We start from the raw sequence: 13,450 nt of genomic DNA, 5'->3' as shown, positions 1-13,450 counted from the left end.
TATGTCAAAGATCATTATTAGTTGCGCGATCACGGGGGCGGTGCATACCCCGACAATGAGCCCTCATTTGCCAGTGACGCCCGATCAGATCGCGGATCAGGCAATAGAGGCGGCGCAGGCCGGCGCATCAGTATTGCACTTGCATGCCCGCGATCCACAGACCGGGAAGCCAACCCCGGATCCTGAAGTGTTTATGCGCTTCTTGCCGCGCATCAAGGAGGCGACGGACGCGGTTGTGAATATCACGACCGGCGGAGGTCAAGGCATGTCTCTCGAAGACCGGCTGGGTGCCGCCGAGCTTGCGTCCCCGGAACTCTGCTCGCTTAACATGGGATCGATGAACTTCGGCATGTACCCAATGCTGGATCGATACCAGAAATTCAGATACGACTGGGAGCCTGCCTATCTCGAGGCTTCGCGTGACTGGATTTTCAAGAACACATTCAAGGATATTGAGACCATTGTCGAACGGCTCGGCAAAGGACACGGTACCAAGTTCGAATTTGAATGCTACGACGTCAGCCATCTTTATACACTGGCGCATTTCCTCGATCGTAAGCTCGTTACGCCGCCGCTATTTGTGCAGTCCATCTTCGGCATTCTCGGTGGCCAGGGAGCCGACACCGAAAACCTGCTTCACGCGAAACGGATCGCTGACAAGCTGTTCGGTGACGCATATCGCTGGTCGGTGATGGCAAGTGGTCGCCACCAGATGCCATTCATCACCATGGGTGCGATCAACGGTGCCAATGTTCGGGTTGGTCTCGAGGATTCGCTCTACGCCGGTAAAGGGAAGCTTGCCTCCTCCAACGCCGAACAGGTGCGTTTGATCCGTTCGATCCTGGAGCCACTTTCCATGGAAATCGCCACACCGGCCGAGGCTCGTGAAATTCTTGCGCTGAAAGGCAGCGATAACGTTAACTTCTGAAGGCGGACCAGATATGTCAATTTCAAAAGAGGTTTCGAGGAACGTCGCAACGGCAAAGGAATACTTCGCCCGTGGCGATGCTGGCAGACCGGACTTGTTCGAATTGTTTGCCGACGGCTTTCAGTTCTATTTCCCCAAGTTTGGCATTGGCCATGGCAAGGCAGAATTCACAGAGCTTGCCACCGGCCTGATAGGCTCGCTGAAGTCGATCTCGCACGACATTGAGGCAATGAAATTCCTCGAAGGAAGCAATTTCGTTGTCGTCGAAGGCACCACTGAGGGCATCTACGGCGATGGTACGGCCTGGTCAGGAGGTCGGACGGCCGGCGGACGATTCTGTAGTTTGTTTGAGTTCCGCGATGACGGTTTGATCAGTCGCATGCATATCTATCTCGACCCGGATTACAGCAGCAAAGACGCTGGCCGCTTCCTTTGGGGCGCCGAACGTCAGTGGTGATTGCCTCGTGGATATAGGCGGGTTTGAAATCTATCTTCATCCCGCCTCCACAACGTAGGAATACTATATATACGGCATGCGCCACCGCGCTGAAAAGCACGATACGCCATGACCACTGCCCTTTGGAAGATGTGATGCACACTGCAGAATCGGCTCTAGAGTTCAACCCAGACCGCCTGGATGCGTTTCTTCGAGAGGCAATCTCCGAGTTGGAGGGGCCCATGATCCTGGAACGCGTCAGCGGTGGTCAGTCGAATCCGACATTCTTTGTCTCGTTCACCAATCGGCGCCTGGTTCTTCGCAAGAAGCCGGCGGGAGACATTCTTCCCTCGGCACATGCGGTCGATCGTGAGTTCCGGATACTCAATTCTCTCGCTGCAACCGATGTACCGGTACCCAGGACTGTTCTGTTTCATTCCGAAAGCGACATTATCGGTACTCCGTTCTATCTCACGGAACGACTCGAAGGGCGTGTTCTTAGCGACTGCTCACTGCCAGGCATGTCGCCCGCTGAGCGCCGGGCCATTTATCTGGCCATGGCGGAAACCATGGCGCGTCTGCACAAGGTGGATTGGCAGGCAATTGGTCTATCTGACTATGGTCGGCCGGGCAATTACTTCCAACGGCAGATTGCTCGCTGGTCAAAGCAGTGGGCAATGTCGAAAACACGCGAGAACCCGGATATCGATCGGCTCCTTACGTGGCTGCCGGGGAATATTCCCGACGACGATAGCACGACGATCAGTCACGGGGATTTCCGCTTAGGCAACCTCATGTTCCACCCAACAGAGCCGAGCGTGATTGGCGTGCTCGACTGGGAGCTCTCTACCCTGGGACACCCGCTAGCGGACGTGGCTTTCAACTGCACCGCGTGGCGGACTTTGCCTGCCGAGTACGGCGGCATCCGCGAACTGGATCTCGATGGACTTGGGATCCCTTCCGAAAGGGAATACCTGGAGCATTACTACCGTCTGGCAGGGCGTGGCACCGGTGTCACTCCATTTCATTTTGCGTTCGCCTTTCTTCGCTGGGCGGTGATTTTCGAAGGCATTGCAGCGCGAGCAAAAAGCGGCATCGCTACCGCAGATAACGCGTACGAGGTCGGTCTTCTGGGTCGCGCGATGGCGCGTCGCGGTATCGAAGCGATCAATGGTCTAGTCGACAATTCTTGAACAGGGACCGTTTCATGGATTTCCAGTACCCGCAGAACGTGCGCATCATGCAGGACACCTTGCGCGACTTTATGCAACGCCATGTACTGCCGGCTAACGCTGAATGGCATCGGCAAGTCGAGCGCGGCACGTATCCGACCGAAGTGATCGCGCCGCTGAAGGTACTCGCCAAGCAGACCGGCCTGTGGAACCTGTTCTTGCCCGGGCTGCGCGAAGACGAACCGGGCACTCGCCTGACCAACCTGGAATATGCGCCACTCGCGGAAATCATGGGCCGCATTCCTTGGGCACCGGAAGTCTTCAACTGCAACGCACCCGACACCGGCAACATGGAGTTGCTGCATATGTTTGCGACGGCCGGGCAGGCTGATCGCTGGCTGAAACCGTTACTCGACGGTGACATCCGCTCCTGCTTTGCGATGACCGAGCCCGACGTCGCCTCATCCGATGCCACCAATATACGTACCACGATTCGGCGGGAAGGCGACGAGTACGTAATCAACGGTCGCAAGTGGTTCGTTACCGGTGCGGAACACCCCGATTGCAAGTTCATTATCGTCCTCGGAAAGTCCGATGAACGGCCGGAGGCGGACCCGCACAAGCGCCACTCGATGGTGATCGTCCCCTTCCCGACGCCTGGATTGGAGGTTGTGCGCAACGTGCCGATCATGCATCACGTCTCCCCCGAAGGTCATTGCGAGCTTTTGCTGAAAGATGTTCGGGTTCCCGTCACGAACCTGCTCGGAGAAGAAGGCGCAGGTTTCGCTCTCGCCCAGGCAAGGCTCGGACCCGGCCGTGTGCATCATTGCATGCGCACTCTTGGCCAGTGCGAACTCGCACTTGAAATGATGTGTGCACGCGCCATAGAGCGACGCGCGTTCGGCAAACACCTGAGCGAGTTTGCCAATGTGCAGGATTGGATCGCCTACTCGCGTGTGGAAATTGACCAGGCGCGTCTGCTCGTCCTCCGTGCAGCGTGGGTGCTCGACCAGCAGGGAAATCAGGCCGCGCGTGTCGATGTGTCGGCGATCAAACTTGTCGCCGCGCAGTTACAGACTCGTGTGCTCGATCGGGCCATCCAGGTATTCGGCGCGATGGGGCTTACGCCTGACACGCCGCTCTCGTTCCTGTGGACGTGGGGCCGCGCTCTACGCTTTCTCGACGGCCCTGACGAAGTTCACCTGCGCACAATTGCGCGCGAAGAGCTTGCGAAGGCCAAAGCAAGTCCAGGATCAACGGCCGCCTATTGCATGACAGCCTGATGGCCGACTGAACGTAGTGCGGTAACGCACGGCGCGGGCACCCCTGCGTGGTTGTAGTGCAGCGCTATCGTTCCAGGCGCTCGGCCTACGAAATAAGCCGCCACGAGGTGCTGCAGACGCATTTTTTTGTTGGGCATTACTCAAGAGCCCAAATCAACTCGATAGATGGAGAGGCAAGCATGAACAACGAATTGAGTGGCAAAGTCATTGCGGTCACCGGTGGGTTCGGCAGTCTCGGTATGGCGACAGCGCTGACCGCCGCCAGCTACGGAGCACAAGTCGTCTTGATCGACTCAGCCGCCGCCCCTGCCAGCAAGCTTCCCGAAGCACTGGCCAACGCCCTCGTACTTGGAGGAGTTGATCTTGCTTCCGACGAAGCGGCAAAGCAGGCAATGGCAGACATCGCAGCTAAATACGGAGCGCTCTCTGGCCTGGTCAACGTTGCAGGGGCGTTTCGCTGGGCAACCGTGCAGGAAGGTGAGCTTGACACCTGGGACTATCTGTTTCGAGTCAATGTGAAGACGGCCGTGACGGCGTCGAAGGCGGCGCTGCCACTTTTGACCGCCCAGGAAGGAGCGCGAATCATCAACATCGGCGCTGGCGCAGCAAACAAAGGAATGCCTGGAATGGGTCCGTACGCGGCGAGTAAATCCGCGGTTGCCCGTCTGACGGAAGCGCTTGCCGAGGAGTTCAAGGAAAGTGGGCTTACGGTCAACGCCGTGCTGCCCAGCATCATCGATACGCCCCGAAACCGTGCGGACATCCCAGGCGCCGACGTCAGCCGCTGGGTAAAACCGGAAGCGGTGGCAGAGGTCATTGCGTTCCTCCTGTCGCGCAGGGCAGATGCCGTTACTGGTGCGCTAATCCCGGTTTTCGGACGCGTTTGAGTAAAACGGCTATGCCACACATTCCATAAGCGAATTTGTGGAGACGCGATCTGGTCGGGGATCGGAGCGGCCGCCCCGTCCTCGGACGGGAACAGCAAGCGGGAATACGGCACCACGCCAGGACAAAAAGATACCGGAGACGAGCATGGACGAAAAAACTAAAGATAACCTGTCGCGTCGCGCTTTTTTGGGCCGCGCCGCGGCGGCGGGAATTGGAGCAGCGACGCTCTCTGTGCAGGCAAGAGCCGAAACGGCATCGACGAGCGCTCGCAGTTGGTCTCGTACCGTCGATGTCGTTGTGGTCGGCTCGGGCGCGGCTGCGTTGTCAGCAGCCGTCGCCGCGACGAAAGCCGGCGCGAGTGTGGTCGTGGTCGAAAAGGGCGCTGCAGCTGGCGGTACGACAAGCAAGTCGGATGGTGCCTACTGGATTCCAAACAACCATCACCTCGTTGCCAAGGGCATGGTTGACGCGAAAGCCGATGCGATACGCTACATGGTTCACGGCGCCTACCCCACTCTCTACCGGGATGATCAGCCGCGATATGGTGTCGGCGAACACGAGTACGGGTTGATCGAAGCCTATTACGACAACGCCGCGCCGATCGTAGAGGACCTTGAGAAGTCGGGTGTCATGCGCTCCCTTCTCGTAGAACTTCCAGACTACCAGGATCACGACGGGATCAACAAAACCCCTCAAGGGCGCGTTCTTGTTCCGCTAAAACCGGATGGCGAAATCGGTCAGGGGCGCGAGTTGGTTCGTCAATTACGCGCATGGCTCGATGCACGCAAAGTCCCCTTCCTTTTTCGTCATGCGGTCACCGGCGTTGAGCGAAACGCAGCAGGCCAGGTGACCGGCGTCGCCGTAACAACGCCAGACGGTCCGATTCATATTCGAGCCCTTAAAGCCGTAGTGTTTGGCAGCGGCGGGTTTACGCACAATCCCGACCTGATGTTGAACTTCCAGCCTGGGCCAAATTGGGGCGGCTGCGCGGTGCCCACCAATCAGGGGGATCTGGTCAAGATCGGCATGCGAAGTGGGACCAAACTCGGCAACATGGCCAACGCCTGGCGGGCGGAACTCATCCTTGAAAGCGCATTGGAATCGCCGAGCGTTCCCCGCGACATCTGGCAGCCCCCAGGCGACAGCATGATACTGATCAATAAATATGGCCGTCGGGTCGTGGACGAAAAGCGTAACTATCACGAGCGGGCTCGCGTTCATTTCGTTTGGGACGCGGTCGCGTCGGACTATCCCAACAAGCTCCTGTTCATGGTCTACGACAGGCGAACGGCAGAACTCTTCGCCGGCAATTATCCGTTGCCAGGACCGGGAGAAAGTGCGAGTTACGTTATTCAGGCACCGTCGCTCGATGCCTTGGGCGACGCCATTCAGGCTCGTCTTGATTCCCTGCAAGCCAGAATCGGTCGTGAAAAGTTGGCGGCCAATTTCGCTCAGAGTCTGCATGCACAGATCAAAAGGTACAACGTCGATGCCAAACAGGGAGTCGACACCGAGTTTGAGCGCGGCAAGTATCCCTACGACAGCGTTTGGCATACGCAGGTGAACTCAAAACCGCGCACCGATACGCAGTGGAAGCCGGCCAGCCCCAATCCCACTGTTCACCCGTTTGACGCCAACGGCCCGTTCTTCGCCATTATCGTTGGAGCCGGCACGCTTGACACAAATGGCGGCCCGGTCATTAACGCGCAGGCGCAGATAGTGGATGTCGACGGGCAACCCATACCTGGCCTCTACGGTGCCGGCAATTGTGTCGCGTCCCCGGCTAGCAGCGCCTATTGGGGAGCCGGCGGAACGCTCGGGCCGGCTATCACGTTTGGAACCCTGGCTGGCCGACACGCGGCCCTTGAAACAGAGAAGGAAGCTTAAAGTGAGACTTCAATACAGAACGGCCGCCGGAACGGCGCTCCTATGTGCGTTGATGTTTATTCGCACTGCGACTGCGACGCCTACTTTCAAAGACAACATCCAGCCTATCTTTGATGCCAACTGCGTCTCCTGTCACCAAGCTGGCGCCGCTCCACAAGGGCTCATTCTTGAAGGTGGAAAATCGTACACAGCGATCGTCGGGCGCCAAAGCACGGAATCTCGTCTTATGCTGGTTGTTCCCGGTGCACCGAACTCGAGTTATGTACTTGCGAAAGTCACGGGCTCTCAGGTCGCCTCGGGTGGCAAGGGCGAGCGCATGCCTCTGGGCAGCGCTCTACCAGCGGAGGACATAGAAACAATTCGCGCATGGATCACCGCAGGCGCAAAAAACGATTGAGCGTATGACGCCATCTGAAAACCAGCGGCAATTTTTGATACCTCGGTCCTGAACTTCTAAGTGAACACGGCTCGCTCGATCAGCTTCCAATAGCGATTCACCGCCCTGGAATCGTCGAGCGAAAAACCTGTCGTTTCACTCATCTCCCCTTTCAGGGAGGAGAGCACGGAAGTCATCCCGATGAGCATGTAATAAAGCAGGTTGGGGTCCGCCTTGATCAACCCGCCAGCTGCTTGAGCCGCACGAATCTGCGGCAGGATACGTTCCCTCGTCTTCACCAGGACGTTTTCCAGCAACCAGGCGAGCCGCGGGCTACTCACCTGATTCTCCCTCAGCATGAAATGATGGAAAGCCGTATGTTCGATCGTGAACTGAAGGAAAGCACGAAACTCAGCACGTACCCGGTCTGCAGCAGACATTTGCGAATCGGCTGGAATCGCCTTGTTCCATTTTTCCTCGATTTGCGTGAAAGCATCTTCAGCGACCGCACGCCAAAGGGCGTCCTTGTTGCGGAAGTGATAGGTGATGAGCGTATATTCCAGACCGGCCCGATCGCCGATATGACGCATGCTAGCCCCGTCAAAGCCGCGTTCAGCAAATTCGTTCAACGCGGCGTCCATGATTGCCCGGCGAGTCTCAATCGCGCGCGTCTGTTCGCGCCGATTCTCATTGCGCCTACGTCCGGCTGCTGGCGGCGCCGGCTCGTCCGCAGGCGGTTCTTTGGCTTTGGTTGCCTCGATCATGCGAGTTCCAATAACATCGTGCAGAAGTCTTTCAGGATACACGGGCGGCGTATCCATCGGCAAGCCGTTGACACCGGCACAGCGGAACCGGAGGCACAGCCCTGATGCTCGATGCACCCAACCTTGATATCCGAACGGCGAAGTCTTTCACAATCACTCTGATCCACTGATATTGAAATGGCAAACAACATTACCCGGAGTCAAACTGACGATATTGTCATCGTCACGATGTTTAACGACGAGCAGGCGAACACGATAGACCTATCGTTTTGCGAAGGGCTGCTTGGAGCCCTGAACGACATCAAAAGCTCACATCACTACCGAGCCGTGGTATTGCGGGCCACGGGCAGCGTATTCTCGGCGGGAGGCGATCTTGCTCAAATCCTCGAATGTCTGGATAAGGGCGATGGTTCCCTCGAAGCGCTGATCAGCGCATTGCACGCGGTGATTCTGGCGATACGCAGGCTACCGCTACCAGTGATTGCAAGCGTCCAGGGCGCCGCGGCCGGGGCAGGTTTCTCGTTGGCGTTAGCTTGCGACGCAGTCGTCGCGATGAATACGGCAAAATTTGTAGTCGGCTATCCGAGGCTTGGGACATCAAGCGACGGCGGACTCTCGTACCAGCTTACGCGCCGACTAGGACCGGCGCGCGCGCTCGACATTTTCTTGCGCAAGGAGCCATTGGGTGCAGAAGAAGCGCAATCATTGGGACTGGTTCAACGTGTCGCTGATCCGTTATCACTTGAGGATACTGCCGTCGAGCTAGCCAGAACGATGTCCAGCTACCCACCGGTTGCGGTCGCCGAGATCAAGTCGCTGATCGGCAGCCTGTCCGACGATGAACTCGAACAACACCTTGAGCGCGAAAAGCAGGCGTTCCTGAGATGCGCCTCTACGCCCGAATTTCGTACGAACGTTGCACAGTTCATACAACAGTCCAAGGCTCGTAAGCGTTAGACATTGCGGTTCAGCAATCGATTCTGCTTACTTATCCGATAGGCCGCCGCGTTGAGTGCAATACGCATCCCTACCCGCTTCACACGACGCTTTGGCGTCAGATATCCGTTTGCCGGCGCCGGCGTGGTATTCGCGCCGTCGACACCGGAATTCGCCATCGCCGTCTCCAATGCCGGCGGCATCGGTTCGCTGGTGGCCGGCAGTACCCCTCCGGAGCAATTGCGCAGATATATCCGCGCCATTCGCGGAGCGACTTTAGCGCCATTCAACATCGACATCATCACCTGCTTCGATAACGACGGGGCAATTCGCGTCTGCGCCGAGGAACGTGTACCCATTGTCTCGTTTCATTGGGGTCATCCGCGCGCGGAGCACATACGTGTCCTGCGCGACGCATGTGTTTCAGTATGGGAACAGGTCGGCAGCATCGGAGCGGCACGCACTGCGATCAACGACGGCGCCGAGCTCGTCATTACACGTGACTGCCACACCGGTAGCCACAGCAGAAGCGGGCAGCCAACTTTCGCGCTGCTTCAATCGATGGTCGACGCTGTCGGCAAAGACGCTTTGGTGCTCGCGTCAGGGAGTATCGTCGACGTCCGTGGGATAGCAGCCGCGCTCGCGCTTGGCGCCGATGCCGTCGGAGTCGGTACCAGGCTCATCACTGAGCCGTTAGTTTGAAGTCCGTGGACGATCTGAAATAGTCTCCCCCGCTTCGCTCCGAAGATCCTGCGCGATAAAGTCGACGAACGCGCGAATGCGGTTGGACATCTGATGCCGTGGCGAATACACCGCGAAGATATCGGCATTCGGCGTATCGTGGTCGGGCAGCACGAGGACCAGTGAACCGTCGACCAGATATTGCTTAATGTCCCACTCGGCCCGCATCAGAATGCCATGTCCGTCGAGCGCCCACTTCACCGCGATTTCACCATCGTTGGTTGTCAACGTGCCATTGATCCGCACCGCTTCCGTCTTGCGCGACGCGCCCCTGCCGGAGGTCAGACGCCACACGCCATAGGCTTCGTCGCCTTGACGGATGCCGATGCAGTTGTGTCGCGTCAGATCGTGCGCGGTCGTTGGCATCCCGTGTGACGCGATGTACGAAGGCGCGGCACACAGCAGCCTCCGGTTGCCCGCGAGGCGACGCGCGACGACCCGTGTATCGGGCGGCTCGCCAAACCGGATGCAGACGTCGAACGTGTCGTCCGTCAGCGGCGGCGGCGTGACCGATAGCTGAAGCTGAACCGATACCTGCGGATACTTCGCGACAAAGCGCGAGATCGCCGGTGCGACATGGCTACGCCCAAAGCCGAGCGTCGCGTTCACGCGCAGCAGGCCCTTCGGACTTTTCTTGGCGGTGCCCAGCAGTTCGGCCAGCTCGTCGATCTCGTCGAGGATCCGGCGCGCGTGCGCGAGGTACAACTCGCCCTCCGGCGTGAGCATCATCCGCCGTGTGGTCCGGTTGACGAGCGGAACACCCGCGCGACTCTCCATCTGCGTCAAATGCTTGCTGACGGCCGCCGCCGTCAGCCCCAGCTCGCGCGCGGCGGCGCTCAGGCTGCCGGACGCAGCGAGCGTCGAAAAAAAGCCTAAATCGGACGGTTCGACGGTGTCGCGCATGGCATTCACTTGTGAATTTAAGTTAAAGATGCTTTGAGTTTAGCACCGGTTTTTGCGTCCGGAGATGGCTAAAGTTCACTCACACCACAACATCTGAAGGACGGAGACATGAAAACCTATCGCATCGCAACCATCCCCGGCGACGGCATTGGCAAGGAAGTCGTACCCGCTGGCGCGCAGGTCCTCGAAGCACTCGCAAAGACCACGGAGTCGTTCGCATTCGAATTCGAAAACTTCGACTGGGGCGGCGACTACTACCGCGAACACGGCGTCATGATGCCGGCCAACGGGCTCGACGCCATTCGCGACAAGGACGCGATCCTGTTCGGCTCGGCAGGCGATCCGGACATTCCCGACCACATCACGCTGTGGGGCCTGCGCCTCAAGATCTGCCAGGGCTTCGACCAGTACGCTAACGTTCGTCCGACCCGGATCCTGCCGGGCATCGACGGACCGTTGAAACGCTGCAAGCCGGAAGACCTGAACTGGGTCATCGTCCGCGAAAACTCTGAGGGTGAATATTCCGGCGTGGGCGGCCGCGTCCACCAGGGGCATCCGATCGAAGCGGCGACGGACGTGTCGATCCTGACGCGCGCCGGTGTCGAGCGGATCATGCGGTTCGCGTTCCGACTCGCGCAATCCCGTCCGCGCAAATTGTTGACCGTCATTACGAAGAGCAACGCACAGCGTCACGCCATGGTGATGTGGGACGAAATCGCCCTCGAAATCTCGAAGGAATTCCCGGACGTCAAATGGGACAAGGAACTGGTGGACGCGTCAACCGCCCGCATGATCAACCGCCCGACCACGCTCGACACGATCGTTGCCACCAACCTCCACGCCGATATCCTCAGCGACCTCGCCGCCGCACTCGCCGGCAGCCTCGGCATCGCGCCGACGGGCAACATCGATCCGGAACGTCGGTATCCGTCGATGTTCGAGCCGATCCACGGTTCCGCGTTCGACATCATGGGCAAAGGCCTCGCCAATCCGGTCGGCACCTTCTGGTCGGTCGTCATGCTGCTCGAACACCTGGGCGAATTCGACGCGGCAAAACGCGTGATGCAAGCCGTCGAAGCGGTGACCGCCGACACCTCGCTGCACACCCGCGACCTGGGCGGCACGGCAACGACCGCGCAAGTGACGGCTGCCGTCTGCGCGTTCCTCGAGAAAGCGGCAGCGCCCGCAGCGAATGCTCCGAAGGAAGTCCCCCTGGGTGACGCGGCTTAAGCCTCCAAGGAGGAGACCATGATTTCAGAACTCGAAAGCCGGGTTTCCCGCAAGCTCATGCTGCGAATTATCCCGTTCGTGATGCTGCTGTATTTCGTGAGTTTTCTTGACCGCGTCAACGTGGGCTTTGCCGCGCTGTCGATGAACAAGGCCATCGGCCTTTCGCCGACAGCGTTCGGTCTCGGCGGCGGACTGTTCTTCATTGGCTACTTCCTGTTCGAAGTGCCGTCGAACCTGATTCTTCACAAGGTTGGCGCACGCCGGTGGATTGCCCGCGTGATGGTGTCATGGGGAATCGTGTCGTTCGCGTCGGCGTTCGTCGTCGGCCCAAACAGCTTCTACGCGCTACGCTTCATCCTGGGCGTCGCCGAAGCGGGCTTCTTCCCCGGCATCATCGTGTATCTGAGCCTGTGGTTCCCCGCGCGGCAACGCGCGGTCGCAGCGGCATGGTTCATGGCAGCCGCGCCGATCTCGACCGCGATCGGCTCGCCGCTCTCCGGCGCCATCATGAAGCTGCCACCGCTCGCCGGACTGGCCGACTGGCAGATGCTCTACATGCTCGAAGCGGTGCCGGCGATCATTCTCGGCTTCTTTGTACTGAAGTACCTGACGGACACGCCGGCGAAAGCGCAGTGGCTTCAACCGGAAGAGCGTGACTGGCTGATCGCGAAGATGAAGATGGAAGCAGAGGCGAAACAATCGCATGCCGGGCACACCGCCGGCGCGCTCAGCGCCTTGCGCGATCCGCGCGTGCTCGCAGTCGCACTCATCTACTTTGGCACGTCGGCAGGACTGTACACACTCGGCTTGTGGGCACCGCTGATCATTCGCCAGTATGGATTCGGGTCGTTCGAAACAGGATTGCTGGCAGGCATACCGAGCATCCTCGCCGTGGTCGCGATGATCGTGTGGGCGAAGCATTCGGACCGCACGGAGGAGCGCACCTGGCACGTTGTTATTCCTTGTGTGCTGGCGTGCCTCGGATTCGTTTTTGCCGGTAACGCGACTACCGCTTTGATGATCATCCTGGCGCTCGTGATCGTGAACATCGGGATTAGCGCGGCCAAGGCGCCGTTGTGGGCAATGCCGAGCATGTTCCTGTCAGGCGCCGGTGCCGCTGCTGGGATCGCGATGATCAACTCGGTCGGCAATCTGGGCGGCTTCGTCGGTCCATTCGCGATCGGCTGGCTCAAGAACGTGACGGGTGGTTACTCGGCAGGGTTGTATGTGGTGGGGGCGACGTTGGCCGTGTCGGCTGTGGTGACGTTGATGCTGAGCCGGCAGTCGAAGCAGGCACCGGTTGCGGTCAGCGAGCGGCACGGGCACTGAGCGGGGATTGGCGTCGCGTGACCCAGGACAGCGCGACTCAATACGTGGAATGGCTATCCTGCAAGGCAGCCGACGACTTGCCTCGCGCGGTGTCCGTGGCGCCTGTGCCCGGCTTTACGGTGCCATCGGACTGCGGAACTTCCACCGGTTTGACTTCGACGGGGGCGGTGCCATTTTCTTTCAGACCGAGCTTATCGGCGGTTTTTGGCGTCACGTCCACGATTCGATTCTTGACGTACGGGCCGCGATCCCTGATTTCGACCACCTCGCTGTTGCCGTTTTCCAGATTCGTGACCCGAGCCTTCGTGCCAAGCGGCAGCGTCTTACTCGCTGCGGCATTCGATTGCGGATCCATGGGTGTACCGTCGGCCATCTTCCTGGTGTAAAACTTCCGGCCGTAGTAAGAGGCCTTGCCCTTGCGCGTCTTGCCGGAGCGGTCAAGACCTGCGTGGTGAGCCGTCTGCGGACTCGCCTGTTTGTTGGCATCGGCGGGTGCCGGCTGCTGCGCCGGCAGCGCTGTACTCAGCCAGCACGGCAGGACCAGAAGCAGAAGGGTTCGAAGTGGGCGATTCATCAT

14 protein-coding genes are annotated in these 13,450 nt (G+C 59.1%); 11 read left to right on the top strand and 3 right to left on the bottom strand.

Translation table 11 applies throughout. The annotated features are described in order from the left end of the window. Position 1: 1 nt before the first annotated feature. From kce to PQR27_RS35575, 7 genes are all read left to right on the top strand, one after another. A complete protein-coding gene (gene kce, locus PQR27_RS35605; protein ID WP_408528215.1) occupies positions 2–928 on the top strand; it encodes a 3,5-dioxohexanoate:acetyl-CoA acetone transferase in 927 nt (308 codons plus the stop codon). A gap of 13 nt (positions 929–941) precedes the next feature. Further along, positions 942–1,385 carry a nuclear transport factor 2 family protein gene (locus tag PQR27_RS35600; protein WP_408528214.1) on the top strand — a complete coding sequence of 148 codons (444 nt, stop codon included), beginning with the start codon at positions 942–944 and terminating at the stop codon, positions 1,383–1,385. Positions 1,386–1,606: 221 nt separating this feature from the next. Beyond that, on the top strand, positions 1,607–2,557 hold the full coding sequence (locus PQR27_RS35595) for a phosphotransferase family protein (protein WP_408528213.1): 951 nt from the start codon (positions 1,607–1,609) through the stop codon (positions 2,555–2,557). Between the two features lie 14 nt (positions 2,558–2,571). Beyond that, the gene (locus PQR27_RS35590; RefSeq protein WP_408528212.1) at positions 2,572–3,819 is read left to right on the top strand and encodes an acyl-CoA dehydrogenase family protein; all 1,248 of its coding nucleotides are present in this window, start codon (positions 2,572–2,574) and stop codon (positions 3,817–3,819) included. A gap of 179 nt (positions 3,820–3,998) precedes the next feature. Then, positions 3,999–4,706: an SDR family NAD(P)-dependent oxidoreductase gene (locus tag PQR27_RS35585; RefSeq protein ID WP_408528211.1), complete on the top strand. Its 708-nt coding sequence runs from the start codon at positions 3,999–4,001 to the stop codon at positions 4,704–4,706. A 145-nt stretch (positions 4,707–4,851) separates the two neighbouring features. Continuing rightward, complete coding sequence (locus PQR27_RS35580; RefSeq protein WP_408528210.1) at positions 4,852–6,594, top strand: FAD-dependent oxidoreductase; 1,743 nt, start codon at positions 4,852–4,854, stop codon at positions 6,592–6,594. 52 nt (positions 6,595–6,646) lie between these two features. Continuing rightward, complete coding sequence (locus PQR27_RS35575; RefSeq protein WP_408528209.1) at positions 6,647–6,991, top strand: hypothetical protein; 345 nt, start codon at positions 6,647–6,649, stop codon at positions 6,989–6,991. Between the two features lie 56 nt (positions 6,992–7,047). On the opposite strand, the gene PQR27_RS35570 is transcribed toward PQR27_RS35575, so the two are convergent. Continuing rightward, on the bottom strand, positions 7,048–7,734 hold the full coding sequence (locus PQR27_RS35570) for a TetR/AcrR family transcriptional regulator (protein ID WP_408528208.1): 687 nt from the start codon (positions 7,732–7,734) through the stop codon (positions 7,048–7,050). 177 nt (positions 7,735–7,911) lie between these two features. Here PQR27_RS35570 and PQR27_RS35565 point away from each other — a divergent pair, with 177 nt between their 5' ends. Next, a complete protein-coding gene (locus tag PQR27_RS35565) occupies positions 7,912–8,691 on the top strand; it encodes an enoyl-CoA hydratase/isomerase family protein (RefSeq protein ID WP_408528207.1) in 780 nt (259 codons plus the stop codon). 51 nt (positions 8,692–8,742) lie between these two features. Beyond that, the gene (locus PQR27_RS35560; RefSeq protein ID WP_408528206.1) at positions 8,743–9,372 is read left to right on the top strand and encodes a nitronate monooxygenase; all 630 of its coding nucleotides are present in this window, start codon (positions 8,743–8,745) and stop codon (positions 9,370–9,372) included. Here PQR27_RS35560 and PQR27_RS35555 read toward each other — a convergent pair. Continuing rightward, on the bottom strand, positions 9,364–10,314 hold the full coding sequence (locus tag PQR27_RS35555) for a LysR family transcriptional regulator (protein WP_408528205.1): 951 nt from the start codon (positions 10,312–10,314) through the stop codon (positions 9,364–9,366). The genes PQR27_RS35560 and PQR27_RS35555 overlap by 9 nt on opposite strands. Before the next feature lie 108 nt (positions 10,315–10,422). Between PQR27_RS35555 and PQR27_RS35550 the strand changes: the two genes are divergently transcribed. Further along, on the top strand, positions 10,423–11,544 hold the full coding sequence (locus PQR27_RS35550) for a tartrate dehydrogenase (protein ID WP_408528204.1): 1,122 nt from the start codon (positions 10,423–10,425) through the stop codon (positions 11,542–11,544). A gap of 18 nt (positions 11,545–11,562) precedes the next feature. Then, positions 11,563–12,873 carry an MFS transporter gene (locus PQR27_RS35545; protein ID WP_408528203.1) on the top strand — a complete coding sequence of 437 codons (1,311 nt, stop codon included), beginning with the start codon at positions 11,563–11,565 and terminating at the stop codon, positions 12,871–12,873. 37 nt (positions 12,874–12,910) lie between these two features. Here PQR27_RS35545 and PQR27_RS35540 read toward each other — a convergent pair whose 3' ends face one another. Next, a complete protein-coding gene (locus PQR27_RS35540; protein ID WP_408528202.1) occupies positions 12,911–13,450 on the bottom strand; it encodes a septal ring lytic transglycosylase RlpA family protein in 540 nt (179 codons plus the stop codon).

It is taken from the genome of Paraburkholderia fungorum, from assembly GCF_046027215.1.
Classification (GTDB): domain Bacteria; phylum Pseudomonadota; class Gammaproteobacteria; order Burkholderiales; family Burkholderiaceae; genus Paraburkholderia; species Paraburkholderia fungorum_D.
The sequence above is the reverse complement of the archived record's forward strand: the minus strand, read 5'-3'. Positions and strand labels throughout refer to the sequence as shown.